The sequence below is a fragment of the Luteimonas saliphila genome (genome assembly GCF_016774335.1).
Taxonomy (GTDB): Bacteria; Pseudomonadota; Gammaproteobacteria; order Xanthomonadales; family Xanthomonadaceae; genus Luteimonas; species Luteimonas saliphila.
Map to the genome: position 1 here is coordinate 51,601 of NZ_JAETWA010000045.1, position 17,002 is coordinate 68,602.

15 protein-coding genes and 1 pseudogene are annotated in these 17,002 nt (G+C 71.3%); 9 read left to right on the plus strand and 7 right to left on the minus strand.

Going from position 1 to position 17,002, the window contains the following annotated elements:
• Positions 1-55: 55 nt before the first annotated feature.
• Positions 56-1,609, plus strand: coding sequence for a transglycosylase SLT domain-containing protein (locus JMO03_RS15305; protein WP_202844612.1), 1,554 nt, complete (start codon positions 56-58; stop codon positions 1,607-1,609).
• A gap of 599 nt (positions 1,610-2,208) precedes the next feature.
• Here the strand turns inward: JMO03_RS15305 and asd are convergent.
• Together asd and JMO03_RS15315 are read right to left on the minus strand one after the other, a co-directional pair.
• Positions 2,209-3,054, minus strand: coding sequence for an archaetidylserine decarboxylase (gene asd, locus JMO03_RS15310; protein WP_202844613.1), 846 nt, complete (start codon positions 3,052-3,054; stop codon positions 2,209-2,211).
• A complete protein-coding gene (locus JMO03_RS15315) occupies positions 3,051-3,701 on the minus strand; it encodes an SCO family protein (protein ID WP_202844614.1) in 651 nt (216 codons plus the stop codon). The genes asd and JMO03_RS15315 overlap by 4 nt, the downstream gene beginning before the upstream one ends.
• 216 nt (positions 3,702-3,917) lie before the next feature.
• Here JMO03_RS15315 and prmB point away from each other — a divergent pair, with 216 nt between their 5' ends.
• The 6 genes and pseudogenes from prmB to truA all read left to right on the plus strand — a co-directional run bounded on the left by prmB (position 3,918) and on the right by truA (position 11,001).
• The gene (gene prmB / locus JMO03_RS15320; RefSeq protein WP_202844615.1) at positions 3,918-4,877 is read left to right on the plus strand and encodes a 50S ribosomal protein L3 N(5)-glutamine methyltransferase; all 960 of its coding nucleotides are present in this window, start codon (positions 3,918-3,920) and stop codon (positions 4,875-4,877) included.
• A 10-nt stretch (positions 4,878-4,887) separates the two neighbouring features.
• Positions 4,888-5,973, plus strand: a complete 1,086-nt coding sequence (gene aroC / locus JMO03_RS15325) for a chorismate synthase (protein ID WP_202844616.1) — start codon at positions 4,888-4,890, stop codon at positions 5,971-5,973.
• A 121-nt stretch (positions 5,974-6,094) separates the two neighbouring features.
• Positions 6,095-7,084 (plus strand): annotated as a pseudogene (locus JMO03_RS15330) (2-hydroxyacid dehydrogenase); the annotation flags it as partial.
• A 163-nt stretch (positions 7,085-7,247) separates the two neighbouring features.
• A complete protein-coding gene (locus tag JMO03_RS15335; RefSeq protein WP_202844618.1) occupies positions 7,248-8,276 on the plus strand; it encodes an aspartate-semialdehyde dehydrogenase in 1,029 nt (342 codons plus the stop codon).
• A gap of 41 nt (positions 8,277-8,317) precedes the next feature.
• Positions 8,318-10,189 (plus strand): type IV pilus assembly protein FimV, encoded by a 1,872-nt coding sequence (locus JMO03_RS15340; RefSeq protein ID WP_202844619.1) that lies wholly within the window; start codon positions 8,318-8,320, stop codon positions 10,187-10,189.
• A gap of 5 nt (positions 10,190-10,194) precedes the next feature.
• Positions 10,195-11,001, plus strand: coding sequence for a tRNA pseudouridine(38-40) synthase TruA (truA, locus tag JMO03_RS15345; RefSeq protein WP_202844620.1), 807 nt, complete (start codon positions 10,195-10,197; stop codon positions 10,999-11,001).
• A gap of 163 nt (positions 11,002-11,164) precedes the next feature.
• Here truA and JMO03_RS15350 read toward each other — a convergent pair whose 3' ends face one another.
• From JMO03_RS15350 to JMO03_RS15360, 3 genes are all read right to left on the minus strand, one after another.
• A complete protein-coding gene (locus JMO03_RS15350; protein ID WP_202844621.1) occupies positions 11,165-12,166 on the minus strand; it encodes a restriction endonuclease in 1,002 nt (333 codons plus the stop codon).
• 212 nt (positions 12,167-12,378) lie between these two features.
• A complete protein-coding gene (locus JMO03_RS15355) occupies positions 12,379-12,966 on the minus strand; it encodes a phasin family protein (protein WP_202844622.1) in 588 nt (195 codons plus the stop codon).
• 59 nt (positions 12,967-13,025) lie between these two features.
• Positions 13,026-14,312 carry a patatin-like phospholipase family protein gene (locus JMO03_RS15360; RefSeq protein ID WP_202844623.1) on the minus strand — a complete coding sequence of 429 codons (1,287 nt, stop codon included), beginning with the start codon at positions 14,310-14,312 and terminating at the stop codon, positions 13,026-13,028.
• Positions 14,313-14,398: 86 nt separating this feature from the next.
• On the opposite strand from JMO03_RS15360, the gene JMO03_RS15365 reads away from it, so the two are divergent.
• A complete protein-coding gene (locus tag JMO03_RS15365) occupies positions 14,399-15,118 on the plus strand; it encodes a DUF8198 family protein (RefSeq protein WP_202844624.1) in 720 nt (239 codons plus the stop codon).
• A gap of 49 nt (positions 15,119-15,167) precedes the next feature.
• Here the strand turns inward: JMO03_RS15365 and JMO03_RS15370 are convergent, their stop codons facing one another.
• Positions 15,168-15,440 (minus strand): polyhydroxyalkanoic acid system family protein, encoded by a 273-nt coding sequence (locus JMO03_RS15370; protein WP_202844625.1) that lies wholly within the window; start codon positions 15,438-15,440, stop codon positions 15,168-15,170.
• Between the two features lie 105 nt (positions 15,441-15,545).
• On the opposite strand from JMO03_RS15370, the gene JMO03_RS15375 reads away from it, so the two are divergent.
• Positions 15,546-16,355 (plus strand): FHA domain-containing protein, encoded by an 810-nt coding sequence (locus JMO03_RS15375; protein ID WP_202844626.1) that lies wholly within the window; start codon positions 15,546-15,548, stop codon positions 16,353-16,355.
• Here the strand turns inward: JMO03_RS15375 and msrQ are convergent.
• Positions 16,347-16,976, minus strand: a complete 630-nt coding sequence (msrQ, locus tag JMO03_RS15380; protein WP_202844627.1) for a protein-methionine-sulfoxide reductase heme-binding subunit MsrQ — start codon at positions 16,974-16,976, stop codon at positions 16,347-16,349. The two genes, JMO03_RS15375 and msrQ, sit on opposite strands and share 9 nt — an antisense overlap.
• Positions 16,977-17,002 lie beyond the last annotated feature (26 nt).

A 17,002-nucleotide genomic window follows, 5' to 3' on the forward strand; every position in this document is an offset into this window, starting at 1 on the left:
GCGCATGGCCGCAGCGGATACCCTGCGGGCCGCGTCCGCGTTCCCCCGGTGGTCGATGTTCCCCAGTTCCCGCGTTCCCTGCGCAGCTCGCAAACTGCTGCTTGTCGCCGTACTCCTGTCCTGCTGCGTCGCTTCCGCCGCACATGCGCAATCCAGGCGCACGACGGCCGCGATCGAGGCGCTCAACCAGCGCATGACCGTGGCCGAGACCCGCTATCGCGAGGCCCTGGTGAAGATCGGCAACGCCGATCCCTCCGGCGTGGACGAAAGCAACGCCGCGCTGGAGGATATGGAGGACGTGCTGGTCGAGTGCGGCCGGATCAAGGGCTGCGGCACCGGCGACCTGCTGGCCAGCTTCAAGCGCCTGCTCAAGGCGCAGGCGGATGCCGCCGCCGGGGTCGCAGAGGACGGCGACGACGACGATACCCTCGTCGACGACGGCGGCGAGCTGCCCACCGGCGAGGTGCCGCAGAGCGCCAATGCCGCTTCGCTGCTGGCCGCGGAGGACCGGCGCTTCCTCGAACTGGTGCAGATGAACCCTGCGGTGCAGGCGGGCATCCGCCGCTGGCTCACCGACATGCGCGTGTCGCTGATCACCAGCCACGAGAACTACCAGTACATGCAGCACATGATGTCGCCGGCGTTCAAGCGCCGCGGCCTGCCCGAGGCGCTGTTGTTCGGGATCCTGGCCAAGGAATCGAACGGGCGCGTGCACTCGCGCTCGCGCGCCGGCGCTGCCGGCCCGCTGCAGTTCATGCCGGCGACCGGGCTGCGTTTCGGCCTCGGGCCCGACGGACGCGGTTTCGATACCCGCTACGATCCGCGCGCTTCCGCCGACGCGGCGGCGATGTACCTGGGCGAGCGATACGCCGAACTGGGCAACAACATCGAACTGTGGCTGGCCGCCTACAACGGCGGCGAGGGACGCGCACGTCGCGTCTACCGCGAGTTCGGCGGGCGCAGCTTCTGGGACCCGGACGTCTACAACGAGTTTCCGCCGGAAACCAAGGACTACGTGCCGATGGTGATCGCCGCGGCCTGGCTGTACCTGCATCCGAAGGAATACGGCTTGAGCTTCCCGCGCGTCGACGCGCGCCCGGCGACGATCCAGCTGCAGCGACCGGCCTCGATCTACGAGCTGACCATCTGTCTCGGCAACGGCGGCACCCGCGACGGCTACATGCGCGTGTTGCGCAATCTCAATCCGCAGTACGAGGCGGAAAGCTGGATTCCCGCCGGCACCCGCCTCAACGCCACCGTGCGGATGGCCGGCCTGTACGAACGCTGGTGCACGCGGGGGGCGCGCGCCGAGCTTGCCCGGGACCTCGTCAACAGCGACCCCGGCTCGGCGATCGTACGCGTCGGCAGCGTGGAGGCGGTGACCCTTCCCGATGGCAGCGTGGTCCAGCGGCCGGCGACCGCACCCGCCGTGCAGGCTCCTGCGTCCTTGCAGCCCCGGACCCACCGCGTCGCGCGCGGCGAAACCCTGGTCGCGATCGCCCAGCGCTACCAATGCGACACCAAGGTGCTCGCCGCGGCCAATGGCCTGCAGGCGCCGCGCTACCTGGTGCGGCAGGGACAGCAGCTCGAGCTCGAAGGCTGTCGCTAGCCGCGCAGGGCAGCGTCCGGCGAAGCGACGCCGCCGACCTCGTGCCTGCCACCATCCGCGTAGGAGCGCCTTCAGGCGCGACCCTGCGCGAGCCGCGCGGACCGTTCGCGCCTGAAGGCGCTCCTACGGGCAAGCGTGGCGGTCGCGTCTCAGGCAGGCCAGCGGGCCAGCGCCTGGCCCGGGCGCTGGCAGGGGCAGCAGCTCAAGCTCGAAGGCTGTCGCCAGCCGCGCAGGGCAGCGTCCGGCGAAGCGACGCCGCCGACCTCGTGCCTGCCACCATCCGCGTAGGAGCGCCTTCAGGCGCGACCCTGCGCGACCCGTCCGGACCGTTCGCGCCTGAAGGCGCTCCTACGGGCAAGCGTGGCGGTCGCGTCTCAGGCAGGCCAACGGGCCAGCGCCTGGCCCGGGCGCTGGCAGGGGCAGCAGCTCGAGCTCGAAGGCTGTCGCCAGCCGCGCAGGGCAGCGTCCGGCGAAGCGACGCCGCCGACCTCGTGCCTGCCACCATCCGCGTAGGAGCGCCTTCAGGCGCGACCCTGCGCGACCCGTCCGGACCGTTCGCGCCTGAAGGCGCTCCTACGGGCAAGCGTGGCGGTCGCGTCTCAGGCAGGCCGGCGGGCCAGCGCCTGGCCCAGGCGCACCGGCTGTTCCGGCCCCAGCGATGGCTCAAGCGCGGCGACCCCCGGGGGCAGCAGCACCACCACGGTCGAGCCGTAGTTGAACCGGGCCATCTCCTCGAACCGTTCCAGCACGATCTCCTCGCTGGTCCAGTTCTTCGTGGTGATGCGGTCGCCGTAGGCGGGAATCTCTTCGCCGCTCCATACCGTCTCCACGCCCGACACCAGCAACGCGCCCACCATCACCACCGCCATCGGCCCGAAATCGGTATCGAAATGGCAGACCAGGCGTTCGTTGCGCGCGAACAGGCGCGGGACGCGGGCGACGGCCGCCGGGCCGACCGAGAACAATCGGCCAGGCACGTGCACGGTTTCGCGCAGTCGCCCGGTCCACGGCATGTGCACCCGGTGGTAGTCCTTCGGCGACAGGTACACGGTGGCGAACAGCCCGTTCGCGTACGGCGCGGCCGCGGCATCGTTGCCCAGCAGTTCGGCCGCGGTGAACGACCGGCCCTTGGCTTGGAAGATCCGCCCCTGCTCGATCGGTCCGCACTGGCTGACGCGGCCGTCGGCGGGCATCAGCAGGGCGCGCGGGTCGGGATCAGGCACGCGCACGCCCGGCTTCAGCGCACGGGTGAAGAAGGCATTGAAGGTCGCGTAGGCGCGGGGATCGGATTCGGCGGCCTCGGACAGGTCGACGCCGAAGCGGCGCGTCACCGTGTCGATCAGCCACTGGCGGGTGCGTGGCGAGTCCGAATACGCGAGCGAGCGGGCCAGCGACGACAGCAGCCGGTGCGGCAGCGCGTAGGTCAGCGCGGTGATCAGGCTCACGGTCGCGGGGTCCGGGTGAGGATGGCGAGATCGGCGGCGATCGCGGCCGGATCGTCCACCGCGCTGCCCGTGACCACGCCGGCCATGCGGCCCTGGGGGTCGAGCACCGCCATCGAAGCGCTGTGGTCGATCGAATACTGGTCGGCGGGCGCGCCCTCCGCAGCCGGCACCTTGGCGAACACCATCGACAGGGAACGGGCGAAGGTTTCCAGCGCCGGGATGTCGGCGGTCGCGGCCAGGGTGTCGCGATGGAAGGCGTGCGCGTATTCGCCGATGCGGTCGGGCGTGTCGCGCTCGGGATCGACCGAGACGAACAGCACGCGCGGGCGGGTCGACTCCGGCAGCGCCTCCCACTGCTTCTGCGCCTGGGCCAGTTGCGCCAGCGTCATCGGGCACACGTCAGGGCAGAAGGTGAAGCCGATGAACACCAGGGTCCAGTGGCCGTGGAGTTCGCCCGGCACCAGTTGCGTGCCGTCGGATTGCTGCAGTGCGAACCCCGGCAGCTCGCGCGGCTGCGGGAACAGCTTCACCGCCTGCAGGCTCGGCTGCGGCGTCGCCGGTCCGGAGAAGAAGTGGCGGGAGGCCAGCAGGCCCAGCCCGGCGAACAGGGCGACCAGCAGCACGATGATGACGGTGCGGTTGAACATTCGGGATTCCGCTCGAGGTGCGTCCATGATACCCCCGCCATCGCTATACTCGGCGGTCCGCTCGCGCGCGTAGGCGGCGGACGGGTATTCCGCGCGGCCTGGATCCGGTTGCGCGGGAGCTGGCGAGGCGCCCGATGTCGGAGCATGCGGGGCCTGGGCGGCGGCCCCCCGTGTCACCGTATCCGATCGCCCCGTCCCTTTCCCAAGATCCACGCCATGACCGACGAACTGCAGACGATCATCGACCTGATCCGCTACGGCGCCAGCCGCTTCCAGGCGGCCGGGCTGACGTTCGGGCACAGCTACGACAACGCGCTCGACGAGGCCACCCAGCTCACCCTGCATGCGCTGCACCTGCCGCACGACCTCGGCCCGGCCTACGGCAACGCCCGCGTCACCCTGGCGGAAAAGGAAGACGTGCTGGCCCTGTTCCTGCGCCGGATCGAGGAGCGGGTGCCGGCGGCGTACCTCACCGGCGAGGCCTGGTTCGCCGGCTTGAGTTTCAGGAGCGATTCGCGCGCGCTCGTGCCGCGTTCGCCGATCGCCGAACTCATCGACGCGGGTTTCGAACCCTGGCTCGGCGGGCGCGAGGTGCGTCGCGCGCTGGATCTGTGCACCGGCTCGGGCTGCATCGCGATCGCGATGGCGCACTACCATCCCGACTGGCACGTGGACGGCGCCGACATCAGCGACGACGCGCTGGCGCTGGCGCGCGAGAACGAGCAGCGGCTGCAGTCGCGCAACACCCGCTTCGTGAAATCCGACCTGTTCGACAACCTGCAGGGCGAGCACTACGACCTGATCGTCAGCAATCCGCCCTACGTCACCAACGCCGAGACCGACGCGTTGCCGAGGGAATACGCGCACGAGCCCGAGCTCGGCCTGCGCGCCGGGGACGACGGCCTGGACATCGTGCTGCGCATGCTCCGCGACGCGCCGCTGCACCTCACCGAGGACGGCCTGCTGATCTGCGAGGTGGGCGAGGCCGAGCGCGCCCTGACCGCGCTGCTGCCGGAACTGCCGCTGGTGTGGGTCGAGTTCAAGGTCGGGCAGATGGGCGTGTTCGTGGTCGAGCGCCACGACCTGGTCACCCACAACGCGCGGATCCGCGCGCTCGCCGATGCGCGCGAGGGCGCTGCGAAGCCGGCGCAGGCCGCGGCTGGCGGCCTGTTCTGAGCGGGATGGAATGAACACCTTCGGCCACCTGTTTCGCGTCACCACCTTCGGCGAATCGCACGGGCCGGCGATCGGCTGCGTGATCGACGGTTGCCCGCCCGGGATCGCGATCTGCGCGGAGGAGTTCGCCCGCGACCTCGACCGCCGCGCGACCGGCAAGACCCGCCATACCTCGGCGCGGCGCGAGGCCGACGAGGTCGAGATCCTCAGCGGGGTGTACGAAGGCCTCACCACCGGCACCCCGATCGCGCTGCTGGTGCGCAACACCGACCAGCGCAGCAAGGACTACGGCACCATCGCGCGCCAGTTCCGCCCGGGCCACGCCGACTACGCGTACTGGCACAAGTACGGCCTGCGCGACCCGCGCGGCGGCGGGCGTTCGTCCGCGCGCGAGACCACGATGCGCGTGGCCGCGGCGGTGATCGCGAAGAAGTGGTTGGCCCAACGCCACGGCGTGACCGTGCGTGGCTGCATGACGCAGATCGGCGACGTGGTGCCGCGTGGACACGACTGGTCGGTGGTCGAGGACAATCCGTTCTTCTGGCCTTGCGCCGCGCAGGTGCCCGAACTGGAAAGCTACATGGACGCGCTGCGCAAGTCCGGCGATTCGGTGGGCGCGAAGCTCGTCGCGGTCGCCGACGGCGTGCCGCCGGGCTGGGGCGAGCCGGTCTACGGCAAGCTCGACGGTGAACTGGCGGCGGCGATGATGTCGATCAACGCGGTCAAGGGCGTGGAGATCGGCGACGGCTTCGCCTCGGTCGCGCAGAAGGGCACGCAGCATCGCGACGTGATGACGCCTGGCGGCTTCCTGTCCAACCATGCCGGCGGCGTGCTCGGCGGCATCAGCACCGGGCAGCAGGTGCTGGTGTCGGTCGCGTTCAAGCCGACTTCGAGCCTGCGCCTGGCGGTCGAGGGCGTGGACGTGGACGGCAACGTCGTCGACATCGTCACCACAGGCCGCCACGATCCCTGCGTCGGCATCCGCGCCACGCCGATCTGCGAGGCGATGCTGGCGCTGGTGCTGATGGACCAGGCGCTGCGCCATCGCGCGCAGTGCGGCGACGTGGGCGCCGTGTCGCCGCGCATCCCGGGGTGAACCGGGGGGCGCCACGCGCCGGGGTGGCGAGCGTGCCGCGCCGGCACCCTGAAGACGATCGCGTGGCCGCTCGCGGCACAGCCCGGGTAGCGGCGCATGCACGCCTTGGAGACAGGCCGTGATGCCGGCGCCATCCGCCGCATCGCGTCCGCGCGTCTGGGTTTCGCAGCCGCTGTTCGACGACATCGTCGCCCGCCTGGGTGAGCACTTCCAGGTCGATGCCACCGCGCAGGTGACCGCCTGGTCGCCCGCGCAGGTCGCGGCGAAGCTGCGCGGCTGCGACGGCGCGGTGGTCACGCTCAACGAACGCATCGGTGCCGACGAGATCTCCCGGGCGTCCTCGCTGCGCGCCGTCGCCAACGTCGGCGTGGGCTACGACAACCTCGACGTCGCCGCGCTGCGCGCGCGCGGCATCGTCGCCAGCAACACGCCAGACGTGCTCACCGAAACCACCGCCGACATGGGCTTCGCGCTGCTGATGGCCGCCGCGCGCCGCATCACCGAGGGCGAACGCTGGCTGCGCGCCGGGCACTGGACGCAGTGGTCGTTCGACACCCTGCTGGGCGGCGACGTGCACGGCAGCACCCTGGGCATCCTCGGCATGGGCCGGATCGGGCAGGGCATCGCCCGGCGCGGCGCGCACGGCTTCGGCATGCGGGTGCTGTACCACAACCGCAGCCGGCTGCCGGAACGTATCGAACGCAACAGTCGTGCCGTTTGGGTGGACTTCGATACACTGCTGCGCGAATCGGACCACCTGGTGCTGGTGCTGCCGTATTCGCCCGCCACCCGCCACATCATCGATTCCGCCGCCCTCGCGAAGATGAAACCGACCGCGACGCTGACCAACATCGCCCGCGGCGGCCTGATCGACGAGGCCGCGCTCGCCGACGCGCTCGCCTCCGGACGGCTCGCATCGGCGGCTTTGGACGTGTTCGAGGGCGAACCCGCCGTCGATCCCCGGCTGCTCGCGCTGGACAACGTGGTGCTCACGCCGCACGTGGGCAGCGCCAGCCTGGCCACCCGCCGCGCGATGGCCACGCTGGCCGTCGACAACCTGGTGGCCGCGCTCGGTCACGGCCCGCGTGCCGGCCACCCGCCGACCCCGATCGCCGGCACGATTCCCGGGAAAGACACCGCGAAACGGTAGGGGAGCCGTCGCCGCCATCCGCGCGGGTTCCCCCGAACACAGCGAAGGCGCGCGCGCCTTGTCCGTTCCCGATCGTCCTTTCCACCGTTTTTCCTTCCCATCCGTTTTCCCCGGACTCCCCGTCATGAACAACCCGCAGAACCGCCGCTTCAACGTCGCCGTCGTCGGTGCCACCGGCGCCGTCGGCGAAGTGATGCTCTCGATCCTCGCCGAGCGCGATTTCCCGGTCGGCAAGCTCGTTCCGCTCGCCTCCGAACGCTCCGCCGGCAGTACCATCGAGTACCGCGGCGACGACTACCTCGTGCAGGACCTCGCCGGCTTCGACCCGACCGGCATCGACATCGCCCTGTTCTCGGCCGGCGGCGACACCTCGAAGGAATACGCGCCGAAGTTCGCCGCCGCCGGCGCCGTGGTGATCGACAACTCCTCGGCCTTCCGCTACGACGACGACGTGCCGCTGGTGGTGAGCGAGGTCAATCCCGAGCAGGTGAAGCAGCGCCCGCGCGGCATCATCGCCAACCCCAACTGCTCGACCATGCAGATGCTGGTGGCGCTGGCGCCGCTGCACCGCAGGTACGGCATCGAGCGCATCAACGTGGCGACCTACCAGTCGGTGTCGGGCGCCGGCCGCAGCGCGATGGAGGAGCTGGGCAAGCAGACCGCGCAGTTGCTGGGCTTCGGCGACATCGACCCGCAGAAGTTCCCGGTGCAGATCGCCTTCAACCTGATCCCGCACATCGACGCCTTCCTCGACAACGGCTATACCAAGGAAGAGATGAAGCTGGTCTGGGAAACGCGCAAGATCCTCGGCGACGAATCGATCCAGGTGAATCCGACCGCGGTACGGGTGCCGGTGTTCTACGGGCATTCGGAAGCGGTGGCGATCGAGACGCGGGAGAAGGTGACGCCGGAAGCGGCGCGGGAGCTGCTGGCGGCTTCGCCGGGCGTGGAAGTGGTCGACGAGCGCGAGCCGGGCGGCTACCCGACGCCCGTGACCCATGCGTCCGGCAAGGATGCGGTGTTCGTCGGGCGCATCCGCGAGGACCTCTCCCATCCGCGCGGCCTGAACCTGTGGATCGTCTCCGACAACATCCGCAAGGGCGCCGCGCTCAACGCGGTGCAACTCGCCGAACTGGTCGCCGCGGAAGGCTGAAACATTGCCTAATCCGCGCCGGGGCGGCTAGAGTCGCGGCCATGCAGACGCCGCGACGCACCAAACCGACAGCACGCGGCAGGTCCTGGGCGCTCGCCTTCGGCCTGCTGCTGGCCCTGCTCGCCTGGCCGGTGTTCGCGCTGGGCCTGGGGCAGATCGAGGTCAAGTCGCGCGCTGGCGAGCCTCTGCTGGCGGAGATCCCGATCATTTCCGCCGACCCCTCGGAGCTGGAGAACCTGCAGGCGCGACTGGCCTCGCCGGATACCTTCCGCCGGATCGGGCTGGAGCCGCCCACCGGCCTGGTCTCGGGCCTGCGCTTCGCGGTCGCGCTGGATGCGCAGGGCCGGCCGGTGATCCGCATCACCAGCGACGTGCCGGTGCAGCAGCCGATGCTGACCTTCCTGGTCGAGGTCGACTGGGGGCAGGGCCGGCTGGTGCGCGAATACTCGGCGCTCGTCGACACGCCGCAGACGGTGGCCGCGCCGGCGCAGCCCCCGATCCAGGCCCCGCAGGCGGCGCCGTCGAACGTGATCGCGCGTCCGGCGGAAGTCGCAACGACCGAGCCGCGTCCCGCTGCCGATGCGGCGAGCGAGGAACCCGCCGCAGCCGAGCCGGACGAGACGCAGGCCGTCGCCGCCGAGGCGCCGCCGCCCGCACCGGTGCCGCCGCCAGCCGCCACACCACCCGCAGCCGTTTCCGGCGTGCCGGGCGAATACGGGCCGGTGCAGCGTGGACGGACGCTGGGCGAAATCGCCGCCTCGCTCTCGACCGGCAGCGGCCACAGCCTCAACCAGGTGATGCTGGCGCTGCTGCGCGCCAATCCCGAAGCCTTCATCGGTGGCAACGTCAACCTGGTCAGGCAGGGCGCCGTGCTGCGCGTGCCGCCGAGCGATACCTGGTCCGATACCAGCATCGCCGAAGCCAATGCGATGGTCCGCGAGCATGTCAGCCGCTGGCGCGAAATGCGCAGGCCGGTGGTACAGCCGGAGGCCGTGGCCGAAGCGGGCGGCGAGGGGGCGGCGCCTACGACCGGGGAGCGTGCGCCGGCCGCAACAACGCAAGGCGCTGGCCGGGTCGCCGAGGCGCGGCTGGAGATCGTGCCGCCGTCGTCGGGCGGTGGCCAGGACGCGGGAACACGAACCGGCACCGCCGCCGGGGGCGAGGGCGACATGCTGCAGCAACAGGAACTGGTCCAGACCCGGGAAACCCTCGCCGCGCGCGATGCCGAGGTGCAGGAACTGAAAACGCGCCTGGCCGAACTGGAGCAGTTGCAGCAACAACAACAGCAACTGATCCAGATGAAGGACAGCGAGCTCGCTGCCGCGCAGCAGCGGCTGGCGCAAAGCAACGCCGAGCCCGCCGCCACGACGACGCAGGCAGAGTCCGGGACGCCTCCAGCTCAGGCCGGCGCCGGGCTGCCGTGGCTGTGGATCGGTATGGGCCTGGTCGCGGCGGCGTTGCTGGTCGCCTGGCTGGTCTCGCGCCGCAAGGGCCAGGCACGCGAGCGCAAGCCGAGCTACGGGTTCGCTTCGGCGGCCAGCAAGCCACCGGTGAAGTCGGAGACGGCGGTGCCGGTCGCCGTGCCCGCACCGGAGCCCGAACCCGAACCCGAACCGATGGTCGCGGCTGCGCCGGCACCCGGAGACCTGGGCTCCACCACCTGGCAGGCGGCTCCTGCCGCGGCCACCGGCACTTCGCCCACCTGGCACGCCGCGGGAGACGAAGGCGCGCGGGGCGCAGCGGTGGCGCCACTCAATCCTGCGCCCGCCGGCCAGGAACGCATCGAACTGGCGCGCGCCTACATCGATCTCGGCGATACCGACACGGCGCGCAGCCTGCTGCAGGAAGTCGCCGACTTCGGCGATGCCGGTGCCCGCGGCGAAGCCCAGCGGTTGTTGCGCGAACTGGTCTGAGCGGTGTGCCCCGTTACGCGATAGGCGTCGAGTACGACGGCTCCGAATTCCGCGGCTGGCAGCGACTGACGCAAGCGGACGCGGTCGACGACCGGACCGTCCAGGGCGTGCTCGAGGCCGCGCTGTCCTCGGTCGCCGATGCGCCGGTGAAGACGGTCTGCGCCGGCCGCACCGATGCCGGCGTGCACGCGCAGTGCCAGGTCGCCCATTTCGACAGCGGCGCCATGCGCGATCCGCGCGCCTGGACGCTCGGCACCACCACGCGCCTGCCGCCCTCGGTCAGCTTGGTCTGGTGCCGACCGGTGGCGGACGGGTTCAACGCGCGTTTTTCCGCGGTGGCGCGCCGCTACCGCTACCGCGTCCTCAACCGGCCGGTGCGGCCGGCGCTCGCGCGCCAGTGGCTGTCCTGGCACTGGCGCCCGCTCGACGCCGACGCGATGCACCGCGCCGCCCAGGCGCTGCTGGGCGAGCACGACTTCGGCGCGTTCCGTTCCGCAGAGTGCGAGGCGACGCACGCGCGGCGGGACCTGCAGCGGATCACGGTGGCCCGCGAAGGGGAGGTCGTCGTCATCGACGTGCAGGCGAATGCGTTCCTGCACCACATGGTGCGCAACATCGTCGGCTCGCTGCTCGAGGTCGGCGCCGGCGCGCGGCCGGAAGCGTGGATCGCGGACCTGCTGGCGACGCGGGACCGCACGCGCGCAGGCCCGACCGCGCCGGCGGCGGGGCTGGTGTTCGTCGGTCCCCTCTACCCCCCGATATGGTCGTTACCGGCCAACGTGCAGGAGTGCACGGAGGCCCCTGTCGGCTAGCTGCCGTCGTGTTTCCACGGCCGGGTGGACCTGGAAGGCATTCCAGGCGCATATCGCCGGTAGCGTCCCGATGCCCGCACCTGGGACTCCCGTCGTGGGGCTGCGTGCCGCCGCCCTGCCATTCGGCATCGCGGCGGCCAAGGCGTCGCCCGGGAGAATGCCGTCAATACGACCGGCACTGCCGGAAACGCACGTTCGCGGCGCTTTCGGGCGGCGGGGTGAGCTGGATGCGCGAGGACGCGAGGTCGTCGTAGCGTTCCATCAGCGGACAGATGCGGGTGAAGGCATCGCCGTCGATCGACGAGAGCATGACCTGCAGGGTCGATTCGGTGGACCAGACCGCGCGGTCGACGTCGGGCAGGGTGGAGATCGCGGCGGCGACGTCGGCACGCTGCTGTTCGATGCTGACCAGGGCGTCGACCGCTGCATCGGCTGGTGCGTCCGCAGTGGGAGGGGCGGGCTCGCTGGCGGTCGGCGTCGGGGCGGGCGGGGCGGGGAGTGGTGCCGGTGCGGCAACGGATGGTGCCGCGACTCCCGCAGGCGCCGGCGCTTCCAGCTGGCGAGGCGCTGGCGCCGGGGTCGAGGGCGCCGGCAGCGCGAGCCAGGTCGCCACGCCAGCGAGCAACGCGAACAGCCACGAGGACAGCACGCGCTGGCGGGCGAGCGTCGCGGCCTTGGCGCGGATGCCGGCCAGTTGTTCGGCCGGCAGGAAATCGCGCAGTTGCGGCCACAGCGCGGGGCCGTCGAGCAGTTCGATGCGCTGCAGCGCTGCCACCGGGCGCGCGTCGTCGGTGATCCTGCCCTGGGTGAGCAGGAAGCCGCCGGCGGCACCCTTGAGTTCGATCGCGCGCGCCAGTTCGTTCACCGTCAACCGCCCGAGCACGAACGCACTGCCGTGCTTGCACGAGAGCAGCCAGTGTTCGCCGTTGCGCGCGAGCACGTAGTCGGTGTCGTCGGCGGCGTTGTCGCTGTCGACCAGGCGGCTGAATCCGCGGCGGGACAGGGCGTCAAGCACCATGTGGATGAAGCTGCGCCAGGACACGCCGGACAGCGCGGCGATGCCCGCGCGCGTCTCGTCGCGCCGCATCTGCACCGTGCGGAAGTAGAACGTCGCGACGCCGCCGATCAGCAGAGTCACGCCGATCGCGATCAGCCAGTTGGACATCGTTCGCCAGGGTTGCGGGGGGCGCAAAGCATACCGGAATCGGGCACGACGTACGGTGGCCGGGGATGGTCCCACGGGCGCCGTTTCGCCTGTTCAGGCAAGGCGATTTGTCGGCGTGGGTCGGCGCAGTGGCGCCTTGGCGCGCTGTGCTCGAACCGGGGGCTCGTGGGCGCACCCAGGCGTCGGCGCGGGGAGCGCCGGCGCCGGGTCGGTCAGGCCGGGGTCTTCTTCGAGGCCTTGCGCGGCGCCTTTTTCACGGCCTTGCTCGCGGGTTTGGAGGTTGCAGCCGGCGTCGCAGTGGCGGGGGCAGGGCGCGCGCGCCTGGCCGGTACCTTGCGTGCCGGCGCCGTCTTGCGGGCGGTGCCGCCGCGCTGCCGGCGCAGTTCCGCGGTCAGGGTGTCGACGCGGTTCGCGAGGTCGCGCAGGTCGTCGCGGCCGGGCACGCCGAGGCTCACCAGCGCCTTCTGCACGCGTCCCTCGAACACCTTCTCCAGCCGGTCCCAGGTATCGACGGCGCGCTCGCGCGCCTGGCCGACGCGACTGCCGACCGCATCGCGCACCTCTTCGGCGCGGTGGCCGGCGAACTTGCGCGCGGTGTTCTCGAGCGACACGCCTTCCTTGACCAGGCCCTCGAACAGCCTGGTGCCCTCGGCCTGCGCGCGCCCGAACGCGCCCACGCCGGCGAGCCAGATCTGCTGCGCCGATTCGCTCAGCGACTTCGACAGCCGCTCGGCCTGCGCCTGGGCGTCGGCCTTGCCGCCGGTGCGAGACTTCTTCGTGGTCTTCTTGAACTTCGCCATGTGCCCTCCGATGGGCGACGGGGTGTCGGGTGGGAGCGTGGCGGCGCACGCTAGAGCAATCACACCACGTCGCGCGTCGAGCGCGTGCGACGACGCGGCGATTGCGCCGGTGCCGCCAGGCGTTCGGCATCGTCGAGCGCGCGGCGCAGGCGCGCGGTGGTGTCGGTGCTGGGCGGGGGCGGCGCCTGCAGCGAATCGAGGATGCTCCGCTGCGGATCGACCAGCAGCTCCTCGCGCAGCCGCAGGCCGTGCGCGGCCAGCACCGGACGCAGTTCGGCGGCGCGTGCGCGCAGGTCGGCGCGGGTGTTGCGGTAGGCAAGCTCGCATACGCGCTGGCGTGCTGAAAAACTGAACAGGTTGATGGAGAACAGTTCGCTGTCGCCGGCGTTGGGTTCGAACACCAGCTGGTCGACATCCGGGTATTGCTGCGGGTACTTCCCCATGCCGATCTGCATGCGCGACTGCAGCAGCGTGCGCAGGGTCTGCGACAGGACCGCCGGCAGCCCGCCCTCGGCCAGGCCGAGCGGCTCGGCTTCGCCGCAGCGGCGCGGCGCGCGCGAGGCGTCGAACGGCACCAGCGGGTTGATCCCGATCATCAGGTCGATGTCGCGCTCGAGCACGGTCGAGGCGTGCATGGTCCGGCGCAGCGCGCCGTCGAGGAAGTGCCGGCCGTTGATCTCCACCGGCGGGTACAGGCCCGGCAGCGCGCCGCTGGCCTGGACCGCCTTCGAGATCGGCACGTCGTCCCAGCCCGGTTCGCCGAAGCGCACCGCCTCGCCGGTGTCGAGGTCGACCGCGACCACGAACAGGTCGGTGTCGAGGCTGCGGAAATCGTTGCTGCGTCCGCGCCGCGACAGCACGTCGTGCAGAAAGCGCTCGAGCGCGCGGTTGTCGAACAGCGCCGTCGGCAGCAGTCCGCCGAAGCGCGAAATCAGCTCCGACCAGCGCAGCGCCCGTGCCGGATGCGCCGCCAGCCGCCGGCCCCAGGCCAGCGACAGCGCCGGCAGCCGCGCCATCCGCCGCAGGTATTCTCCGGTGTTGGGCCGCAGGAAGGTCTCGGGGCGGAAGCCGATGTCGTCGCTGGTCCCGGTGATGAAGCCGCGGCACATCTCCTGCGTGCCGATGCGGTTGGCCAGGCCCGCGGCCAGGAACGCGCCGCTGCTGACGCCCACGTAGCAGTGCAGCCGGGTCAGGTCCAGGCCCTCGATCGCCTCGTCGATCGCGCGCAGCGCGCCGAGTTCGTACATCGCGCCGATCGGGCCGCCGCCGGCGATCGCCAGGCCGACCCTGAGCGGCCTGCGGGCGGAATGCTTCCTGCGTTTGCGCGCCGGGTGGAGGGAGAGCATCTGCGACGGCCAGTGGGTCTGGCCGGAGTGTAGCGGACCCGATCCGACGGCTTGCTCCAAACGCCCGCCGCCCGCAGGATGTGGGCATGACGTCGGAAGATTCGGATCGTCTCGGTCGCGAGCTGACGCGCCACCAGGCCCTGCACGATTCCCGCCGCGAGCCGCGCAACGGCCTGCGCTGGCTGCCCGAACTGCGCCGCTGGCAGGCCGAACGGCTGCATCGCAGCTTCCGTCATTTCATGCACGACCCGCAGCGGGCGCCGGCGGCGGAGTTCTTCCTCGACGACGTCTACGCCGACCGCGACTTCACCCGTCGCGACGCCGACATCGCGCGGGTGATCCCGATGATGCGACGGCTGCTGCCGAAGAAGCTGCTGGGCACGATCGCCGACGCGATCGAACTGGGCGCGCTGACCCAGGAACTCGACCTGTCGATGGCCGAAGCGCTGCAGGACCTCGCGCCGCGGCGACGCCGGCTCGACGCCGCGCTGTACGGGCAGGCCTACCGCGAGGTGGGGCAGGCGAAGCTGCGCGCGCGCCAGATCGCGCTGATCGGACGGGTCGGGCGCGGCTTCGGCAGCGCGCTGCAGATGTCCGGGGTGGCGACGCTGCTGGCGTTCTCGCGCGGGCCGGCGAAGCTGGCCGGGCTCAGCGAATTGCAGGGCTTTCTGGAGCGCGGCTACGCCGCGTTCGAATCGCTCGACGATGCGGGCGCCTTCGTCGCCGAGATCGAGCGGGACGAGGCACTGGCGTCGCGGCGGCTGTTCGCCGGCGAGGAAGACCCGTTCAGGTTCGAAGACGACTGAGGCGGTCGAGCGGCCGTCGCATGACGGTCCGCCGCCACAGGCCAGCCGGCTAGAACCTCTCGCTCAGGACCCGCCGGATCTCGGTCTCGATCGGCCCTTTCATGGCCGACAGCAGGAAGCCCAGCGTGGCGGTGACGTGCAACTGCTCGGGTTCCAGCGCGATCCGGCCGTCCACCCCGGAGCGGCTGAAGCGCAGGGTGTCGCCCTCCCAGCGGTAGTCCACGTCGAACCGTTCGGACAGTGTCTGCGCCACCTGCTCGACGGCCTTGCGGGCCTTGCCCGTGGGCAGGGTATGGGTATGACGGATGTCGATCGCGGACATGATGCATGGCGCCTGCGCGTGGAGTGGTGCGCCATTCTGCGACGGGACCGCGGCGTTCACCAAACCCGGCGGCGTCATTGCCCGCGCGTGCTAGATTGCCGCGCCATGGAGTCCGTCAGACTGCGATTCGCCGACCAGGGCCGGGAAGACCGGCTGCTGGCGATCGGCGTGCATGGCCTGGGCCGGCGCGCAGGCGGCGTTGTCGAACTGGTCGAAGGCGGCACGGGCGAGCCGGTCCGACTGTGTGTGGATCGTCGTGGCGTGTGGCTGAACGTCGACGAGGGCGCGCCGGGTGTCCACGTGAACGGGCGCGAGGTGCGGCGCATGGCGATGCTACGGGTCGGCGACGCGATCTACGTCGGCGGCGCCGAGCTGCGCCTGGTCTCGCCGCAGCCGGTGAAGCTGCCGCCCGCGATCGAGGCGACGACACCCGCTGCGGACGCGCCCAACCTGCGGGTGGTGTTGCGCGGCATCGGCGGCCGCTTCCACGGTCGCTGCTTCACCCTGGAGCAGCCCAGGCTGGTGGGACGCCACGTGGAAGCCGACATCCGGATCGACGATCCGGCGTTCGCCGACCGTCACGCGCGCCTGGAGCTGGTCGGCGACCAGGTTGTGCTGCGCGACCTGGGTTCGGCCGAGGGCAGCCTGGTCAACGGCGAGTCAGTGCGCGACGCGCTGCTCGAGGCGGGCGACCAGGTCGTGTTCGACGGCCACCACCGGTTCGTGGTCGAGGCGCCGCGTCGCAGGCCGGCGGAAGCTGAGATCGAGGCGCCACCGCATGCATCCGCGCCGGCCGCGCTGGCGACCCCGGCCCCCGGGCACGGCGGCCCTGTCTCGCGCCTGCCGTGGCTGTTGCTGGCCGCGGTCGGCATCGCCCTGCTGCTGGCGGCGCTGCTGCTGTTCGGGTCAGGTTGAGGCCGCACGCGGCGGCCGCTTCGCCAGCCGTTTCCACAATCGCCAGGCCAGCAGCAGCGCCAGGATCGAGACGTAGAGCAGCGGCTCGCGGTAGTCGGACTTGACGATCCACCAGAAGTGCAGCACCGCCAGCGCCGCGATCGCGTACACCAGCCGGTGCAGGCGCCCCCAGTTGCGCCCGAGGCGGCGCATCCAGCCGCGGGTGGAGGTCACCGCAAGCGGCACCAGCAGCAGCCAGGCGGCGAAGCCGACGGTGATGTAGGGGCGCTTGACGATCTCCTCGAACAGCTGCGCCCAGTAGCCGCGCAGGTCGAGGCCCAGGTACGCGATCAGATGCAGGCTGGCATAGGCGAACGCGTACAGGCCGAGCATGCGCCGGAACTGCAGCAGCAGCGGCTGCCCGGTCAGTTGCCGCAGTGGCGTGATCGCCAGCGTGATCAGCAGGAAACGCAGTGCCCACAGCCCGAGTTCGTGTTCGATCGCGGCCACGGGGTCGGCGCCGAGCGCATCGATGTCGGCTTCGCTGAAGACCTGCCAGAAGCGCCATCCCAGCAGGGAGACCGGCGTGAGCGCCAGGGCGTGGACGGCGGTCTTCGCGAGAGTGAGGGCACGCGGCGTCATGGCGGGCGGGTTCGCATGCGGACAGT

Bases quoted from the DNA above. Each gene is read 5' to 3' on its own strand.
- JMO03_RS15305 (WP_202844612.1), top strand. From the start codon at position 56: ATGTTCCCCAGTTCCCGCGTTCCCTGCGCAGCTCGCAAACTGCTGCTT.
- JMO03_RS15315 (WP_202844614.1), bottom strand. From the start codon at position 3,701: ATGTTCAACCGCACCGTCATCATCGTGCTGCTGGTCGCCCTGTTCGCC.
- prmB (WP_202844615.1), top strand. From the start codon at position 3,918: ATGACCGACGAACTGCAGACGATCATCGACCTGATCCGCTACGGCGCC.
- aroC (WP_202844616.1), top strand. From the start codon at position 4,888: ATGAACACCTTCGGCCACCTGTTTCGCGTCACCACCTTCGGCGAATCG.
- JMO03_RS15335 (WP_202844618.1), top strand. From the start codon at position 7,248: ATGAACAACCCGCAGAACCGCCGCTTCAACGTCGCCGTCGTCGGTGCC.
- JMO03_RS15340 (WP_202844619.1), top strand. From the start codon at position 8,318: ATGCAGACGCCGCGACGCACCAAACCGACAGCACGCGGCAGGTCCTGG.
- JMO03_RS15350 (WP_202844621.1), bottom strand. From the start codon at position 12,166: ATGTCCAACTGGCTGATCGCGATCGGCGTGACTCTGCTGATCGGCGGC.
- JMO03_RS15355 (WP_202844622.1), bottom strand. From the start codon at position 12,966: ATGGCGAAGTTCAAGAAGACCACGAAGAAGTCTCGCACCGGCGGCAAG.
- JMO03_RS15360 (WP_202844623.1), bottom strand. From the start codon at position 14,312: ATGCTCTCCCTCCACCCGGCGCGCAAACGCAGGAAGCATTCCGCCCGC.
- JMO03_RS15365 (WP_202844624.1), top strand. From the start codon at position 14,399: ATGACGTCGGAAGATTCGGATCGTCTCGGTCGCGAGCTGACGCGCCAC.
- JMO03_RS15370 (WP_202844625.1), bottom strand. From the start codon at position 15,440: ATGTCCGCGATCGACATCCGTCATACCCATACCCTGCCCACGGGCAAG.
- JMO03_RS15375 (WP_202844626.1), top strand. From the start codon at position 15,546: ATGGAGTCCGTCAGACTGCGATTCGCCGACCAGGGCCGGGAAGACCGG.
- msrQ (WP_202844627.1), bottom strand. From the start codon at position 16,976: ATGACGCCGCGTGCCCTCACTCTCGCGAAGACCGCCGTCCACGCCCTG.